Origin of the sequence: Sphingobacterium olei, from assembly GCF_005048855.1 — a bacterium.
Lineage (GTDB): Bacteria > Bacteroidota > Bacteroidia > Sphingobacteriales > Sphingobacteriaceae > Sphingobacterium > Sphingobacterium olei.
In genome coordinates, this window is the sequence record NZ_SUME01000003.1 from 479,875 (window position 1) to 497,477 (window position 17,603).

The 17,603-nt window shown below is 38.4% G+C and carries 18 protein-coding genes; 8 read left to right on the plus strand and 10 right to left on the minus strand.

Translation table 11 applies throughout. The annotated features are described in order from the left end of the window. Nucleotides 1-22: 22 nt before the first annotated feature. Both FAZ15_RS09305 and FAZ15_RS09310 read left to right on the plus strand, forming a co-directional pair. The gene (locus FAZ15_RS09305; protein ID WP_136901031.1) at nucleotides 23-466 is read left to right on the plus strand and encodes a PepSY-like domain-containing protein; all 444 of its coding nucleotides are present in this window, start codon (nucleotides 23-25) and stop codon (nucleotides 464-466) included. Nucleotides 467-497: 31 nt separating this feature from the next. Continuing rightward, the gene (locus FAZ15_RS09310) at nucleotides 498-944 is read left to right on the plus strand and encodes a PepSY-like domain-containing protein (RefSeq protein WP_162304909.1); all 447 of its coding nucleotides are present in this window, start codon (nucleotides 498-500) and stop codon (nucleotides 942-944) included. A gap of 106 nt (nucleotides 945-1,050) precedes the next feature. On the opposite strand, the gene FAZ15_RS09315 is transcribed toward FAZ15_RS09310, so the two are convergent. The 8 genes from FAZ15_RS09315 to rplM all read right to left on the minus strand — a co-directional run bounded on the left by FAZ15_RS09315 (nucleotide 1,051) and on the right by rplM (nucleotide 7,425). Then, entirely contained in the window at nucleotides 1,051-1,650 is a 600-nt protein-coding gene (locus tag FAZ15_RS09315) for an alpha-ketoglutarate-dependent dioxygenase AlkB family protein (protein ID WP_136901033.1), read from the minus strand. Next, on the minus strand, nucleotides 1,637-2,500 hold the full coding sequence (locus tag FAZ15_RS09320; RefSeq protein ID WP_136901034.1) for a methylated-DNA--[protein]-cysteine S-methyltransferase: 864 nt from the start codon (nucleotides 2,498-2,500) through the stop codon (nucleotides 1,637-1,639). Before FAZ15_RS09320 ends, FAZ15_RS09315 begins: the two co-directional genes overlap by 14 nt. A gap of 93 nt (nucleotides 2,501-2,593) precedes the next feature. Beyond that, nucleotides 2,594-3,337 carry an SDR family NAD(P)-dependent oxidoreductase gene (locus tag FAZ15_RS09325; RefSeq protein ID WP_136901035.1) on the minus strand — a complete coding sequence of 248 codons (744 nt, stop codon included), beginning with the start codon at nucleotides 3,335-3,337 and terminating at the stop codon, nucleotides 2,594-2,596. Between the two features lie 147 nt (nucleotides 3,338-3,484). Next, nucleotides 3,485-4,534: an AI-2E family transporter gene (locus FAZ15_RS09330; RefSeq protein ID WP_136901036.1), complete on the minus strand. Its 1,050-nt coding sequence runs from the start codon at nucleotides 4,532-4,534 to the stop codon at nucleotides 3,485-3,487. Nucleotides 4,535-4,666: 132 nt separating this feature from the next. Then, complete coding sequence (gene tsf, locus FAZ15_RS09335; RefSeq protein WP_136901037.1) at nucleotides 4,667-5,503, minus strand: translation elongation factor Ts; 837 nt, start codon at nucleotides 5,501-5,503, stop codon at nucleotides 4,667-4,669. Between the two features lie 246 nt (nucleotides 5,504-5,749). After that, a complete protein-coding gene (rpsB, locus tag FAZ15_RS09340; protein WP_136901038.1) occupies nucleotides 5,750-6,565 on the minus strand; it encodes a 30S ribosomal protein S2 in 816 nt (271 codons plus the stop codon). 18 nt (nucleotides 6,566-6,583) lie between these two features. Then, complete coding sequence (rpsI, locus tag FAZ15_RS09345) at nucleotides 6,584-6,970, minus strand: 30S ribosomal protein S9 (protein ID WP_136901039.1); 387 nt, start codon at nucleotides 6,968-6,970, stop codon at nucleotides 6,584-6,586. Nucleotides 6,971-6,981: 11 nt separating this feature from the next. Continuing rightward, a complete protein-coding gene (gene rplM, locus FAZ15_RS09350) occupies nucleotides 6,982-7,425 on the minus strand; it encodes a 50S ribosomal protein L13 (protein ID WP_136901040.1) in 444 nt (147 codons plus the stop codon). 218 nt (nucleotides 7,426-7,643) lie between these two features. Here rplM and FAZ15_RS09355 point away from each other — a divergent pair, with 218 nt between their 5' ends. The 5 genes from FAZ15_RS09355 to FAZ15_RS09375 all read left to right on the plus strand — a co-directional run bounded on the left by FAZ15_RS09355 (nucleotide 7,644) and on the right by FAZ15_RS09375 (nucleotide 13,372). Further along, nucleotides 7,644-9,353, plus strand: coding sequence for a tetratricopeptide repeat protein (locus FAZ15_RS09355; protein WP_136901041.1), 1,710 nt, complete (start codon nucleotides 7,644-7,646; stop codon nucleotides 9,351-9,353). Further along, nucleotides 9,343-10,110, plus strand: coding sequence for a DUF4292 domain-containing protein (locus FAZ15_RS09360; protein WP_136901042.1), 768 nt, complete (start codon nucleotides 9,343-9,345; stop codon nucleotides 10,108-10,110). The genes FAZ15_RS09355 and FAZ15_RS09360 overlap by 11 nt, the downstream gene beginning before the upstream one ends. 97 nt (nucleotides 10,111-10,207) lie before the next feature. Continuing rightward, entirely contained in the window at nucleotides 10,208-11,473 is a 1,266-nt protein-coding gene (locus FAZ15_RS09365) for a murein hydrolase activator EnvC family protein (protein WP_136901043.1), read from the plus strand. A gap of 72 nt (nucleotides 11,474-11,545) precedes the next feature. Next, nucleotides 11,546-11,758 (plus strand): twin-arginine translocase TatA/TatE family subunit, encoded by a 213-nt coding sequence (locus FAZ15_RS09370; protein WP_136901044.1) that lies wholly within the window; start codon nucleotides 11,546-11,548, stop codon nucleotides 11,756-11,758. Nucleotides 11,759-11,929: 171 nt separating this feature from the next. Beyond that, a complete protein-coding gene (locus FAZ15_RS09375) occupies nucleotides 11,930-13,372 on the plus strand; it encodes a lytic transglycosylase domain-containing protein (RefSeq protein WP_136901045.1) in 1,443 nt (480 codons plus the stop codon). Nucleotides 13,373-13,388: 16 nt separating this feature from the next. On the opposite strand, the gene FAZ15_RS09380 is transcribed toward FAZ15_RS09375, so the two are convergent. Beyond that, complete coding sequence (locus tag FAZ15_RS09380) at nucleotides 13,389-13,904, minus strand: phosphoribosyltransferase family protein (protein WP_136901046.1); 516 nt, start codon at nucleotides 13,902-13,904, stop codon at nucleotides 13,389-13,391. Between the two features lie 142 nt (nucleotides 13,905-14,046). Then, nucleotides 14,047-14,631 (minus strand): C40 family peptidase, encoded by a 585-nt coding sequence (locus FAZ15_RS09385; protein ID WP_136901047.1) that lies wholly within the window; start codon nucleotides 14,629-14,631, stop codon nucleotides 14,047-14,049. A gap of 497 nt (nucleotides 14,632-15,128) precedes the next feature. On the opposite strand from FAZ15_RS09385, the gene thrA reads away from it, so the two are divergent. Continuing rightward, complete coding sequence (thrA, locus tag FAZ15_RS09390) at nucleotides 15,129-17,576, plus strand: bifunctional aspartate kinase/homoserine dehydrogenase I (protein ID WP_136901048.1); 2,448 nt, start codon at nucleotides 15,129-15,131, stop codon at nucleotides 17,574-17,576. Nucleotides 17,577-17,603: the final 27 nt, after the last annotated feature.

Below are 17,603 nucleotides of genomic sequence, written 5' to 3' on the forward strand. Positions count from 1 at the left end.
TATTATTTAAAAAAATATAGATATGAATACAAGTACTAAAAGCATACTAACAGCTATTTTCTTTCTGGTTGTTGTGGTGGTTCAAGCGCAGGAAAAGATCATTCAGTTTGCGCGACTACCTACGTCCGCACAGTCATTTATCAAGATGTACTATCCAAAATCGACAGTATCCCATATCACCATGGAAAATGAATTTCTTACGGAAAAGGAATATAAAGTGGTGTTAACAGATGGTGTGAAGATGGAATTTAATGGTAAGGGAAATTGGACTGAAGTAGATGCCAAATTGCATGCGGTACCGACATGCATTGTTCCTGCATCTATACATGCGCACATCAAAAGGAGTTTTCCGAACAACAACATTGTCCAGATCTCGAAATCGGCCCGTAAATACGAAGTCGAATTGACAAACGGTTTGGATTTAGAGTATAACAAAAGAGGTGAATTCTTACGGATTGATGATTAAAAAATAATTAGAATATATAAATAGAATGAAGATGAGAAAACTACTTTTAGGATTATCCCTATTATTCACGATCACTCTTGTAGGTGTTTCATGTGAAAAAGAGAAAATTGTTGGAATAGATGACCTACCAACAACAGGTTCTACATTTTTGAAAGCACATTTTAATAACGTTGTTGTTTTAAGTGTTACAAAAGAAAAGGAAGGCCTTTCAGGTACGGAATACAAAGTGTTATTAGACAATCGTACGGAAGTTACATTTGATAAGAATGGAAACTGGAAAGAGGTGGATGGCGCAGGTAATATCGCTATTCCAACTAGTTTTATACTCCCTGCAATTGTTAATTATGTAAATACAAATTATCCAAATACCGATTTTAATAGCATTGAAAAGGAGGATGGTAACTTCGATGTTGAATTGACGAATGGACTGAATCTGGTATTTAATAATCAAGGGAATTTTGTCCGAATCGATCCTTAAGACGGAGATGGCTACCGGAAAGAAGAAGCTTTCTCCTATGTTTGCATTCTACAAACATAGGAGAAAGCTTCTTTCTATCTAATACCGAGAGTAAGACGGTAATTAATTAGTGGAGAATCGTTCGAAAAGTTAAATTGATGCGTGGATGTGAAACGGTTTTGGTTGGGGGAAGACGATGCAGCCAATTTGATTGTGTACTGTCCTTCATAACCAGAAGACTTCCGTGCTCAAGATAGATGTCTATCTTTTCTTTCGTGATTTTGTGCTTGAACGAAAATTTCCGCTGTGCGCCAAATGTCATGGAAGCTATAGCGCCATTGGGTTTCAAATCCTTTTCGGCATCACTATGCCAGGCCATCCCTTCGCTTCCATTATGGTATAGATTAAGCAGGCATGAATTAAAAGTTTCTCCGCTTATAGTTTCTGCCAATTCTTTTAATACGAGCAGATCGGATGTCCAGGGTAACGCAATCTTCTGAATACCTGAATAACTGTATTCGAAGGCAAGATCTCCATACCAAGCAATTTTTCTTTTCGTATAAATATGCTTTCCAAATATAATGGCTTCATCGTTTTTCCAAGCAATATGATGCATCAACCGTTCATAATATTGATCCGCTGAACTACAAATAACTCCATAGTAATTAACAGTACCATCATAGGGAAGCAGATTTTTTATGGAATCCGATGTATTAAATAGTTTCATCTTGTTCCGGATTTAATTGTGCATTTTCCCAACCTATTATAGCCGCTTTACGGGTTGGATTCCACATATAACCTCCGAATATCCCACTTGATTGAATGACCCGATGACAGGGAATAAGGTAGGCTATCGGATTGCTTCCGATAGCAGTTCCTACTGCTCTAGAAGCTTTTTCGTGATTTATTTGTTTCGCAATAGTGCCATAAGTAGAAAGACTTCCCATCGGGATCTTTAGCAAAGCTTCCCATACCTTTAATTGAAAAGGAGTACCTTTTAGATGGAGTTTAAGTTGCGGTAAGTTTGCATTCTCGCGGTTAAAGATACCATTCACTTCACAGTGGATATCTATCTCTTTCTTGATATAGGTGGCGTCGGGAAATTTCTTTTGAAGATCGTAAAATCCTTGGGTAGCATCTTCCACAAAGGCCATATAGCAAATTCCTTTTTCAGTAGAGGCAATCAAACTCTCCCCGAACGGGGTAAAGCTAAAACTATAGTAAATAGTAAGATTTTGACCGCCATTCTTATATTCCGCAGGAGTCATGCCTTCAATTTGGATAAATAGGTCGTGAAGTCTACTGCTACTCGTTAAACCAGTTTCGTATACCGTTTCAAAAATAGTGTGTTTTTGGTTTTCTAAAAGGCTTTTTGCATACGATACGCTGATATATTGCAGAAATTTTTTTGGACTTGTACCTGCCCACTCTGTAAATAACCGCTGAAAATGAAAAGGGCTAATATGTACGTGAGCAGCAAGTTCCTCCAAACTGGGTTGATGACGAAAATTATGCTGTATATATGCTATTGCTTTGGCAATGCGTTCGTAATTAATATGCTGTTGTGTTATTGTCATACCCAAAGTTAGAAATTGAAAAGTACAGATAAAATCCGAATCTTGCTCAATTTAATATTGACTCTTTCTGCCTTTCAATTGCATTAGTGTATACTATTTGGCTAAGTATCCGCCGTCAACAGGATAGTACGAGCCGGTAACAAACGAAGATTTGTCAGAAGCTAACCACAGGGTAAGTTCAGCGACCTCCTCAGGTTTTCCTAGCCTTTGTAAAGCATGCTGAGTAGCTAGGTGGTCGGTAGTCGTCTTATCCAGATTCGTATCGATGAGAGGTGTGGCAATAAAACCAGGGCCAATGGCATTGATGCGTACGCCTCTGGATCCATACTCCCACCCAGCTGATTTTGTTAGGCCGACCACACCATGTTTGGCGGCGACATAGGCTGAAGACTGGGCAAATCCTACTTGGCCTAATATGGAGGCCATGTTGATGATACTTCCGCCTACTTTTTCTATTTCTGGCAGTTGATAGTGCATGCCATAAAAAACACCATTTAAATTAATATCAATCACTTTTTTCCAAGAATCTAGTGGATAATCTCCGACGATAGCAGCGTCTCCACTTATACCGGCATTGTTGACGGCAATATGCAGCGCACCAAAGTTCTCGATCGCAGCCTCCACTATTTTTTGGTTGTCTTCGGCAGCAGACGAATCGGCCTTTATGAATAACGTACTTCCATCACCTAGTTCATTGACAAGTTGGTGTCCTAATTCTTCGTTGAGGTCAGATATGACCACTTTTGCTCCTTCTTTTACAAAAAGTTCTACAATGGCTTTGCCAATACCGGATGCACCTCCTGTCACGATAGCGACTTTATCTTTTAATTGTCCCATGATCTTTGATTTTTATAAATACAAGTTACGGAAATACTTGTCCAATTAATATGATGGAGATTGCTTAACTTCCTGATTTTGACGGTGAAATTACAGTGGCTAGCACAATTTACGATGTTTTGATATTTGAAGGCTTCTGCTGTAGCATTACTCCGTAAACTCTTTTTCAGCGACATACGATCGACCAAATTCGTTCGCATAGATACGGATGAGTAGACCTACAGAAGATAATATTAATGGTCCGAAAATAAGGCCGAGCATTCCGAACATATTTAATCCTAACAATACACCAAAGACGGTAATCAAAGGCGGTACATTTCCCAATTGTTTTAGAATGGTGAACCGCAAAATGTTATCTATACCACCCACGAGTAAAAAACAATATAGCGAAAGACCAATAGCATTTGCCGTTTGCCCAGAAGCCAATGTAATTAAACAGATCGGAACGTACACGGTCATCGTGCCGAGCACAGGGATAATAGACGATACGCCAGTCAGCATGCCCCATAGGATATAATTCTCTATGCCGAAAAACCAATAGCCGGCCATAGCAACTACACCTTGGCAGAGACCCAAGATGGGAATGCCAATTGCATTGGATTTGACCATTAATTTTACTTCCGCCCAAATTTCTTTTTTGCTTTTGGGCGATAAGGGAATTGCCGAATAAATATAGGTTTCCATTCTTTTAGCGTGCACTTGCATAAAATACAGCACAAATAAGGCTACTAGAATGTTTATACCAACTTCTGCCACTGAATTGAGCAGACTCGGGACATATCGGGTAAGGCTTTGCAATGAAGCTAGCAGTGCTTCATTCGAGAGATCGATATCCTTTAGAAAAGGCTTATCGCTCATATATATTTTTAGCGTATTAAACTTAGCAATAATATCTTGTTGGTCACCGAGGAAACTCCGTAGTTTCGGAATTAAGTAGTCAATAATTGCCCATAATGGGAGTACAATAAACACAACGGATAATATAATGAAAAATATACTGGTCGCCGATCTATTCCATTTCCGTCGAGTGGTGAGGTTGAAATAAACGTTTCGGAAGAGAATGTACAAGGTAATGGCACCAAGAAAACCCGGTAGATAATACAACAGATTCTTGAAAATCAAAATACAAATCAATATAATAATCAGAATTAACATGATTTGATTAATAGAATTGTTATTTATCTGCTTATATTTCATAGCTTATTTACTTCAACGCCAAAATACAAAAAAGTTTACTGTATATAAAACAAAAAACAGCCTGTTCAATGAGTTGAACAGACTGTCTTGTTACAGTCGTGTTGAAACGAAGCACCTAATCCTTAATACTAATTACGCACCTAATTGTACGCGTTTGAAAGCGGTAACTGTTAATCCTTTAGATACAGAATCTAAGAATTGAGAAATATTTTTAGAGCTATCTTTTACAAATTCTTGATTTAACAATGTCGTTTCTTTGTAGAATTTGTTCAATTTACCGGCCGCAATTTTTTCAGCCATCTCCGCAGGTTTGCCTTCAGCAATTATTTGCTCTTTCGCTATAGCTATCTCACGGTCGATCGTGTGTTGGTCTACACCATCTTTATCGATAGCGATAGGATTCATAGCTGCGATTTGCATAGCGACATCTTTACCCGCTTCTTCAACACCGTCAGCATCAGCTGAAAGCCCCACTAAAACACCTAAACGGTAATTAGCGTGGATATAAGCAACAACTTTCTCCGCAGATATCGTTTCATATTTTGAAACTTCGATTTTCTCACCGATTTTACCAGTTTGGTCGATCAAAAGATCCGCAATTTTAGCACCACCGATTTCCAATGCTTTTAAATCGTCTAAGGAGGTAGGTTTATTAGCTAAAGCAACGTCAGCTACTGATTCAGCAAAAGCAATGAAGTCCGCATTTTTCGCTACGAAGTCAGTTTCACAGTTTACCTCCACTACAATGCCTGATTTGCCATCACCCGCAGCTTTAGCGATAATTACACCTTCATTAGAATCACGGTCTTGACGGCTTGCTGCTACTTTAGCTCCTTTTTTACGCAAGTAATCAACAGCAGCTTCGAAATCACCATTAGCTTCTACTAATGCTTTTTTACAATCCATCATACCTGCGCCTGTTTGTTGACGCAATTTGTTTACATCTGATGCAGAAATTTGTACTGACATGATATTTTCCTTTTTTATAAAATTACAATTGATACATTAACAATGACGGTATAGTATATAAAGCCTTTGTTAATTTTTAATAAAAACCTTCATGAGACCGCTAACACCTACAGCTATAAAACTCCAGAAGGTTCTTGATTGCTATTGAGTACAGACATTCTCAGAAAAAAACCGGAAAGACACGATAGGTTAAGGAAGCAATTCTTCCAGAAACCAACACTTGTCATTCCGGCTTAATATAGAATATTATTCTACGTCTTTTGCTTTACGAGTGCGTTTTCCAGCGTTAGCTTCAGTAGTAGTAGCTTCGTCAACGTTGTCTACAGCTGCTTTTGCTGCTGCTGCTTCTTTTTCCGCATCTTCTTCTTTATCGCGTTTACGTTCGTCTAAACCTTCTTGTATCGCTTGCCCAATGATTCCTGCGATCAAGCTGATAGATTTTGTAGCATCATCATTAGCAGGGATAGGGAAATCGATATTAGTAGGATCAGAGTTTGTATCTACCATCGCAAACGTAGGGATGTTCAATTTAATAGCTTCAGCTACAGCGATGTGTTCTTTTTTTACATCGATGATGAATAAAGCTGCAGGCAGACGGTTTAAGTCAGCGATACCACCCAAAAGTGTTTCTAACTTAATACGCTCGCGTTGAATCATCAATTTTTCCTTTTTAGATAATACATCATATGTACCATCTTTTTGCATTTTGTCGATGTTAGACATCTTTTTGATGGACTTACGCACTGTTGCGAAGTTTGTAAGCATACCACCTAACCAACGCTCAGTTACATACGGCATGTTTACCGTTCTAGCTTGTTGAGCGATTATTTCTTTAGCTTGTTTTTTCGTTGCTACGAATAAAACTTTACGACCTGATTTTACGATTTGTTTGATAGCTGAAGAAGCTTCTTCTAATTTCGTAAGCGTTTTGTTCAAGTCAATAATGTGGATACCGTTGCGTTCCATGAAAATGTACTTAGCCATTTTCGGATCCCATTTACGTGTAAGGTGACCAAAGTGCACACCTGCATCCAATAAATCTTGATAAGTTGTTCTTGCCATTTTTTGATCCTCCTTTGATTAACGTTTACTGAATTGGAATCTTTTACGTGCTTTACGACGTCCTGGTTTTTTACGTTCAACCATACGGCTGTCACGCGTCATTAAACCTTTCGCACGTAATGCTGGTTTTGCTTCTGGGTCAAGCTCTACTAACGCTTTAGCGATTGCTAAACGTACAGCTTCTGCTTGGCCTTTAACACCACCACCATGAACGTTAACTTTCACATCAAAACTTGCTAGTGACTCCGATACAGCTAATGATTGCGTAACGATGTATTGCAAAGGCAATGTTGGGAAATATTCTTTGTAATCTTTACCGTTTACGGTAATGTTTCCGCTACCAGCACCTAAGTAGATACGGGCAACAGCGGTTTTTCTTCTTCCTGAAGTATTAGTTGTTGACATGGTTGATCTCCTTAAAATTTAACTGGTTTTGGATTTTGTGCCTCATGCTTGTGCTCTGAACCGGCATAAACAAAAAGGTTTCTAAATAACTGACGTCCTAAACGGTTTTTAGGAAGCATCCCGCGAACCGCTTTCTCAATGATGCGCTCAGGGTGTTTAGCCAATAATTCTTTCGGAGAAACAAAACGCTGACCACCTGGGTAGCCCGTGTAGCGAACGTATACTTTGTCGCCTAATTTGTTTCCTGTCAACTTAATTTTGTCTGCATTAATAACGATCACGTTATCACCGCAGTCTACGTGTGGGGTAAATGTAGGCTTGTGTTTGCCACGAATTACTTTTGCAATTTCGCTGGCCAAGCGCCCCAAGATCTCGCCCTCAGCGTCAACAACGATCCACTCTTTGTTAACGGTGTTCTTGTTGGCAGAGACAGTTTTGTAACTTAACGTATTCACTTGCTTTTATTTAATTAATTAATACTATTTATTGTCCCGTTTGTAATCACTACAATTGGACTGCAAAGGTACAATTTTTATTTAAAAATAATCAAGGGTATTTTACTTTTTTGCGTTTAACATTATTTAGGATTTTTTATTTTAAACTTTTGTCGCTTACAGCTATCATTTATTTGAAGGCAATATGTACCTTAGTAGAAACGAATATTTGATATTTAATGCATAAAATAACTAAAAGTTATACATTACGCCTCCTGTTAACGTGTTTGTATTGTGGGGTATTTTTAACGGTTACAGTGGGTCAAGAGCAAACTAAACCGTATAAAAATCAACTTAATGAAGTTGAGAATAAATTAAGGGTTGGAGATTTTGGTGGCGCTATTCAAGATTTAGATCAAATTACTTTACAGTATCCTGACGCTGCTGAAGTGTACTATGCTAAAGCATTATTGTATGGTCAAACCCAGAATTTTGATTTAGCCGTAGATAATGCAAAACTGGCTTACGACAATGAGCCTACTTTAGTGTATGCTAATTTTTTACTAGAACTGTATAAAACGAATGACGACATGCCAGCAGCAATCGAATTGTTGAGGAGCCTTCGTAACAAAAATCCAGACGATTCCACTATTTCCAGAGAGCTTATTATGACCTTGCACAATGCAGGACAATCGCAGGATGCCTTGACGGTATACGACCAGCTGACCGCGAATGCTCCGTCTTCGGATACGCTGGACGTAATAAAAGCTGAAATATTGGTCGACCTAAAAAGAAATGAAGAAGCAAAGCAACTTTTAAACCGATGGAGCGGTAAATCCAAAATAAGACAGGTATATAGTACACTAGGCTTTATCTATTTACAGGAGAAAAATCCGAAGCAAGCTATTACTATTATTCATAAGGGAATTGATGAATCCAAAGATCCTGTTTTATATTTGGACTTGGCGGATGCACAAAAAGCGTCAAAAAAGGATAAATTAGCCTTTGATGCGCTGGTACTTGCGTTTAAATCAGATAGAGTGGATTTTTTGGATAAACATCGGGTATTACTTACATTGATGTCGCCAAAGAACCCTGAATTTTCGTTGGATCAAATACAACTGTTGGCAAATGAGTTGGTATTGCGACATCCCCGTATAGCGGATAGTCATGTATTAAAAGGGGAGATCCTGTGGCGAAGAGGGAATACGCAGGAAGCACGTTCGTTGTTTTTGACCGCAGTAGGCATTAATCCGAAGCACATTGACGCTTGGCGCATGCTCATCAATACTGATCTAGGATTAAATGAGGCTGATATCGCTGTACAGCATGGTATGGAAGCTTTAAATGTTAATCCCGGTAATGCCATGCTGATGTATTTCACTGGGCTTGCCTATATGGTAAAAGAGGATTTTGATAGTTCACGTAAGATGTTGGAATTTGCTTTGGACAATAGTCTGAACGACAATACTTACCTGCAATCTATTATTTACGCATCATTAGGTGATCTATACCATCAACTGAAAATGGAAGCTGCATCTGATGTTGCTTATGAAGAGGCTATTCGGTTGGACAGTACAAATGTCTCGGCTATGAATAATTTTGCCTACTATTTGTCGTTAAGGAAGAAGGATTTGGACAAAGCTGCTAAATATTCGAAGCTGTCAAACGAGATAGAACCCAATTCTTCGACTTTTCAGGACACCTATGCTTGGGTACTGTTTCAACAAGGGAATTACAAGGATGCTTTGCTGTGGATCGAGAAAGCAATGAAATCTCAAAATCCTTCGGCTGTTCTTTATGAACATTACGGGGATATATTAAGTAAGGTCGGAAATATAAAAGAAGCCGTAAAACAGTGGGAAAAAGCATTAACACTAGCTGCCGATACAGGAATGGACAGTGACAAAGTAAAACTAAAAATTAGAGAAAAAAGATATGTGGAATAAATGGGTGACCGGATTTTTGTGTCTTACGCTTGTGTTCGCTTGTGGCACGAAGAAAAAGATAGCTAAAGTTGACGGGAGTGGAGTGGAAACGAAACCAGTTCCAAACAGTAATTATTCGCTGAATAATTTGGATTTTCATACGTTTTCTGGAAAAGCCAAGACTAAAGTGGCATTCGGAGATTCCAATCATGATGTTACTTTGAATATTCGGATTCAGCGCGATAGAGCAATTTGGATCGCTGTAACGGCTTTATTGGGCATCGAGGTTGCCCGTGTAATGATCACGCCCGATAGCGTGAAGATATTGAATAAGTTGCCAGGGGAATATATCGTTAAGCCTTTTAGCTATATATATCGATATACGACAGAAGGGGTAACCTTCTCCACGCTTCAGGATTTGCTGTTGGCAAATGTTTCGGTACCGTTGTTGAAAACAGAAAATTTAACCGTCGCGAGCAGCGAAGACGAGGTACAGCTCATCGGTATTAAGGACAATCTTGCTTTTCACTACAGCCTGAACCAAAATGATAGGCCCAAAGTCTTTCGGTTAAATACAGTCGGAGGCAACGAGAATCTTGAGGCAGTCTATGGACGGTTCGTGTCGACAGCGGGTTACGAGTTTCCTCAGGCCCAACAGCTGAGATTAAATGCGCAGACGATAAAAGTAGAAGCATTATTAGAATATAATAAAGTAGAATTTAATCAATCTATTGAGACTCCATTTACTGCGCCTGCACGATATAAAGTAATAAATTAACATAAAAGCTGTTAAATCGGTAGTTTTATTAGGCAGGAAAGGTAGATATGATTATTTTTGGAAGTTTGAAGAACTCGAATAAAGAAATTGCTCCTTCATGGATTTGAAAAAAATACTGTTTAGTATAGTCATTGTATTTATTTGCGGAAACGTAGCCTTTGCTCAAAGTTCCGCAGAATTGAAAAAGCAGCGTGAAAAAATTGACGCAGAGATCGCGCAATTGAATCAGATTTTGCGTGAGAAAACACAAGAAAAGATCCTTTCACAACGTGAGGTAAATGCTTTGAGTAAACAGTTAAACCTTCGGGAAGATAAGATTAGTACCATTAATAGTGAACTGCGTCTTATCAATAACCAGATATCTTCTAATACCAACGCGATAAACGGATTAAAAGCAGAGCTGGAGAAGATGCGACGAGATTACGAAAAAATGGTCATGTTTGCCTTTCGTAATAAGAACGCTTATAATAAAATGATGTTCATTTTTGCTTCTAGGGATTTTAATCAAGCTTTCAAGCGTGTAAAGTATCTGCAACAATTTAGTGATGCACGAAAAGTCAAAGCAGCAGAAATTGAAGGGACCCAGAAGCAAATAGAATTAAAGATTGCACAATTAGAGCGAGATAGGAAAACGCAAAATGCACTTCTTGCCGAGCAACGGGTGGAGCGCGACAAGATTGCGAAGGATCGCTCCGCTCATGCTAGTGAGTTAAATCAACTTGCTAGAGAAGAACGTTCTTACAAAGGTCAATTGACAAAAAAACAACAAGAAAAGAAACGTATTGATGCGGCAATCAAATCGGCTATCGCACGTGAAATAGCGGAAGAAAGACGGAAAGCAGAGGCTGCACGAATAAAAGCCGCTGAGGAAGAAGCGAAGCGTACTGGAAAAACAGTAGCAGAGGTCGAGAAGACTACACCCAAAAAAACGGATAGTGAAATATTGAGATCTACACCAGAGGCCGCGAAGTTATCCGCTGACTTTCAGTCGAATAGGGGGCGCCTTCCTTGGCCGGTATCTCAAGGTAATGTGGTTAAAGAATTTGGTCGTACTTCGGTCAATGGTGTGGTGACCGATAATCCGGATATTGCGATACGCACAGCTTCCAATGCGCCGGTAAAAGCTGTATTCGAAGGTGAGGTGGTACAAGTGATTGGCGAGTATGTTGTTATCAAACACGGCGAGTATTTTACTTCTTATTCTAATCTAAGAAGCGTATCGGTTCGAAGAGGGCAGAAAGTGAGTCGAGGACAGCAGATTGGTGTGGCTGGCGATGATCCAGATGAAGGTTATCCGGTAGTTTATTTTGGCGTATTCCAAGGAACAAGAGAATTGAACCCTTCTGGATGGATAGCTCGTTAAAATTGTAATTTATAGAAATTAGTAGTTATATTTGTGAAAAGACTCATGCTATGTGAGCTAGAAAATTAAGATATGTACACATCAGGATTATTATTATTTGGATTGGGCGCACAAGAGATCGTCATTATTCTTGTTATCGTACTTCTATTATTTGGAGGTAAAAAGATACCGGAATTGATGCGTGGATTAGGGCGTGGAGTTAAGGAGTTCAAGGACGGGCAAAAAGACGATGACACCGCTAATACAGATGCACGAGATACCAATGAAAAAACTAACAATCAATAAAATATAGTATTGATCGTTTGAGAGTTTCATTAAGCTAAAACCTTAATGAAACTCTTTTATTTTTTCTGGCCTTGTGTGTTCAAAGGCTAGAAAGAACCTTTATGGTATTTTCATAGTTGTTGATTTTAATACGAAGAGGATATCAGAAGATTTTAACTTAATACTGAAAGTATGATAAAATGCAGTGTGCTGTTTTCCTTCAGTTTGGGGATTTCCTGTTTGCAGGTTGTAGCTCAAGAGATCTCCCTCGAGGATCATAAAGCCGGAATACAAAATTCCATGATTGAATTTATTGACGTGCGTCAGCAACAGATTTTTTCTCAACTGGATTCTATCCGAGAATTTATAGATCCGAATACAGGGAATGGCTCAGAGGATGCTGGGATTCTCAAACGTTTAAACGGAACTGTCAAAATCATTCCTTTGGATTATAATTCACAGGTGAGATCTCTTATCGATAAATATACATCAAAAAATTATCGTCCATATATGAATAATTTGTTGGGATTAAGTAAACACTTTTTTCCAATTTATGAACAAGTATTTGATGAAATGGGATTACCCGAAGAGATAAAGTATCTTTCGGTTGTCGAGTCTTCATTAGATCCACATTTAATATCCCGATCTGGTGCGGTCGGGCCTTGGCAATTTATGTACGCCACGGCTAAATCTTACAACTTGGATATGGATAACTATGTGGATGAACGTAAAGATTTGTATGTATCTAGCTATGCGGTGACACAATATCTTAAAGAGGCTCACGATCAATTTGGAGATTGGTTGTTGGCACTGGCCTCTTACAATTGTGGACGAGGATGTGTAGCACGGGCGATTCAACGCTCCGGTATGGCCGTACCAAGTTTTTGGGAGCTTTCGCCTTACCTTCCACAGGAAACACAGAATTATATACCCAAGTATATCGCCATGACATATGTGCTCAGTAATGCCGATCATTATGGATTGGTGCCAACAGAAACCGATTTGGATCTGGAAAGTAAAGTTTTGATGGTCGATAAGCTGGTCGACTTGACCCATGTAGCATCAGCGCTGAATATGCCATTGGAGCAGGTGAAAAAATTTAATCCTTCTTATAAAAGAGGGGTTGTAAATGGAACGACTGAAAAACCCAAAAGACTTCTTTTGCCCATTACTGAAAATACCAATGACAGCTTGCTGTATCTGGCATTGAATGCGCCATCTTCCTTACCGTCCCCCGTTATTAATGATCACGGTGATTACAGCCTGGCTAATGTAGGCGAAAAAAGATATAAAGTAAAACGGGGCGAATCGTTGGCTGTTGTTTCGAAAAAATTTGGTGTTTCTATTCAGAATTTACGGGCATGGAACGGGCTGTCTATAAAGACCTCCATCTCTGGCAGAACACTGATTGTCCAAAAACCGGTTAATTCGACATTGGCTAAAAATGTAAAAACAGCGACTTCTTCTTCTAAAACTGCTGCGACTACTATTGTCTATACCGTAAAAAAGGGGGATTCATTGGATAGAATAGCTAATCAATATAAAGGTATAACCGTATCCAAGCTCAAGGCTGACAATAACTTAAAAAGTTCACTTATTCAGCCTGGAATGAAATTGAAAATCAAGAGAGGCTAAAAGAAGAAAATGTAGTTTAGGAAAGCCAAGCTGCATCTTCTTCTTTATCAAACTCTTCCAATACGACTTCCACATGCTCTTTTAATATCGTGGATAGTTTAGTGCCGTAATAATCGCTGAATATCGGGAATATATGGTGACTTCTGTCAATTAAAACTGCTGTACGCATCTTTTTTAGGGGCACATTGATGAATACTCCAAGTGCGTAGGCTAATGTTCGGCCACTATTCAATACGTCATCTACAATAATCACTACACTATTTTTAGCAATATCTACCGGAGTATCGGTGTCCGCTTCTAAATTGCGTTTGTTTTTTTCAATAGTGACTTTAATAAGCTGAATCTCTTTTTCAGGTGCGATTTCCAAAAGAATGTTTTGAAGCCTTTGGGCAAAGACATATCCCCTGTCTGCAATCCCTACTAAAACAATAGCTTTTTCTTCAAAGTTGTCTTCCAAAATTTGATAGGCAATGCGTCTTGATTTTTGCTTAATCTGTTCCTTGTTTAGTATTAATGTTTTTTTAGTCGACATATCCATTTCTTATCCATGTAAATTTAGATAAAATGCTTTGTATTGACAAACGTAAGGATCAAGCAATCTGAATTTAACCAAATAAAAAAAGTCCGAATGTGCACCACATTCGGACTTTTGCAATCTAAATTAAAGTATAAGATTAGTTTAGATTATTATCGTTATTTGTATTGATGTCGGCCGTCATGATGCGATCTTCGTCATCTGTCTTCGGACGTCCGCCATTGTAATAATAACGGCTCCAATAAGGCTCATTCAGGTTGCTTACCATTACACCTTTGCTTGAAGAAGCATGTGCAAATTTATCATCGCCCAAATAAACACCTACATGTGTAATACTCCGACTTCTAATTTTAAAGAAAACTAAATCACCAGCTTGCAAATCATTTTTACGTATAGGAGTTACATTTGCATATTGGTTGCGGCTGTTGTAGCCTATTGTTGTATTGAAAACATTCTCGTAAAGGGCAAGGGAGAACTTTGAACAATCGATGCCTCTTTTTGAATCACCTCCTAATCGGTACGGAGTACCTAGCCATTCATAGACAAATTGATAAAGTTTGGTATTGGTAGTTGCTGAAACCGCAACTCCCATAATTTGAGAGAAGTATTCTTTTGCTAAGTTATCTGGGTCAGATGTACTTTTGTTTTTGTTTGTTGTTTGTGCTTGCGACACTAGACATAAGCCTATGAAGAGCATTCCTGCTACTAGTTTCTTTGTTTTCATTTAATCGCTATAATTTTTACAACTCAATGCGTTGGTGTATTATATTTTATACATCAACTGTAGCGAAGATACTACATCTCTTTATACTACGCAACTAATTTGATCTCTTTTTAACATACTTTTAACACTTTTAACATTTTAAAAGGTTGATTAACAGTACAAAACCTGATTGCTATAATTGTCTTTTTTTATTTTATCCAGCACGTAAATAATTCTTTTGACTGCTATATATTACAGAATTGATAAAATTGTATTTTTTTTAAAAAATGTTTGTCTTTATGAAAACAAATGTCTTATCTTTATAGAAATTTTATAGATACATATGCGATTTAACACGATTATTTCAACATTTATTATTACCACCGGCTATAATTTTCGGAGGAGGTAAATCTGTTGTTCTAAAAAGTGTACAGTAAATATTAGAAAGACCTTCCTCCATTCGGGAAGGTCTTTTTTTGGTTTATATAGAAAAAACAAACTAAACATAATATATTATAATGAAAGTCTTAAAATTTGGAGGAACATCAGTCGGTTCGGTAGAAAGCATAAAGGCGGTTTTGGATATCGTCAAGAGTTCATATGATGCCGGTGAAAAGCCTTTAGTCGTTTTGTCCGCTATGTCTGGCGTTACCAATCTGCTAACAGCTATGGCCGAGCATGCTGCAGAAAAAAAGGAGTTTGAATCAGATTTAAAATTATTGGAAGAGCGTCACTTTGATGTGGTAAGGAAACTAATTGCTGTAAAATTTCAGAATCCTGTTTTTACAAAGCTGAAACTACTGATCAATGAACTAGATGAGATTCTACAAGGTGTTGCGGCGCTCAGAGAACTAAGTCATCAAAGTAGGGATCTGATCGTTTCTTTTGGAGAGCGTTTTTCGAATTATATGGTTTCCAAAATAATGGAGCAATATATCGCCGAATCAACCTTTATAGATGCTTCCCATTACATTAAGACGGATTCAAATTTCGGACACGCCCATGTTAATGAAGCTTTGACGAATCAACTGGTTCAAGCGCTGGCGCATACACATGTTGATAAACTGTTATTTGTAACCGGTTTTATAGGTTCTAATGAAAACGGCAGGGTAACTACTTTGGGACGAGGTGGATCTGATTATACAGCAGCTATATTCGGTTCGATTTTGAATGCAAGTGCAATAGAAATATGGACAGATGTGAATGGGATGTTGACAGCTGATCCAAGAATTGTCAAAAAAGCATTCTCTCTTCCTATTTTGTCATATACTGAGGCGATGGAACTTTCTTATTTTGGCGCTAAAGTCATTTATCCACCCACAATGATACCGGCATTTTTGAAAAAAATTCCAATTGTAATCCGTAATACCTTTGAGCCTGAATTCGCGGGCACAATAATACAATTTGATTCAGGAAAATCCGATTATCCTATAAAAGGTATTTCCTCCATTTCGGATATTTCGGTGATTAATTTGTCTGGAAGTGGCATGATCGGGAAGTCAGGCTTTAGTGGGAGATTATTTACTTTATTGGCCCGAGAGCAGATTAATGTTGTCCTAATTACCCAATCATCATCTGAACACAGTATCACGTTTGCTGTACATCCTGATGATGCGCAGAAGGCCGTAGCATTAATAAAGAATGAATTCGAATTGGAATTAGAAGCGAATAAGTTGGATCTACCTGAAATTGAAGAAAACCTTTCTGTTCTTGCTGTCGTGGGAGAAAACATGAAACGTACACCTGGCATGTCGGGGAGATTGTTTTATGCTTTGGGGCGTAATGGAATCAATGTTCGTGCGATAGCGCAGGGTTCTTCTGAATTTAATATCTCGGTTATTATCAAGAAGGACAATCTGGCCAAAGCGTTGAACGCTGTACATGATGCTTTCTTCGCAGAACTGAATAAAACGTTATATGTATTTAATCTTGGAACAGGTAATATCGGCGCTACATTATTCAAACAGTTGCATGAGCAGCACGATTTCCTTTTACAGAATAATGATATTGAAATTAAAGTAGCAGGCGTATCTAATTCCCGGAAAATGTTATTTGATGCTGGGGGAATTGATTTAGCGACTTGGAAGGATATATTGGAATCAGATGGTGAGATCGCAGATCTGTCTACATTTATTGAACGTATGAAGGAAATGGACTTACCAAACTGTGTTTTCATCGACAATACAGCAAGCAAATTACCGTCGACATATTATGAGGAGATTTTCAAAGCCAATATATCCATTGTAACTTGTAATAAGATTGCTAATTCCGGCGACTATGCGCAATATAAATTGCTGCATGATACAGCCCGAAGACACGGAGTAGATTTTTTTTATGAAACTAATGTTGGAGCAGGATTGCCAATTGTACGTGTATTAAAAGACTTGATGTTAAGTGGCGATAGACTGTTAAAAATTGAGGCCATTCTGTCTGGCACGATATCGTATATTTTTAATAATTTCACCGGTGATGCTTCGTTTTATGAGGTAGTCAAAAAGGCACAGGAACTGGGCTATACCGAACCTGACCCGAGAGACGATTTGGGTGGAGTTGATTTTATGCGCAAGATGTTGATTCTCGCAAGGGATGCTGGACATGTCATTGAGCCAAGTGATGTTGATCTAGGGAATATTTTGCCGGAGGCTTGTCTTAAAGCTACTTCGGTAGATGATTTCTACGCTGAACTCTTAAAGGCAGAGCAGTATTTTAATGATTTGAAAAATCAGGCACTTCAAGAAAATAAGGTTATTCGCTATATTGGAAAACTCGAAAACGGGAAGGTGAGCATTTCGATGCAGATGGTAGATGATAAGCATCCATTCTATGCTTTGTCGGGATCTGATAATATCATCTCATTTACGACCGAACGTTATAAAGAAAGACCATTGGTAGTAAAAGGTCCAGGTGCAGGTGCAGAAGTTACAGCAGGTGGAGTGTTTGCTGACTTAGTAAATGTGGGTGCTTAAATTAGTATAGAGTAGTTAGTATTAAGA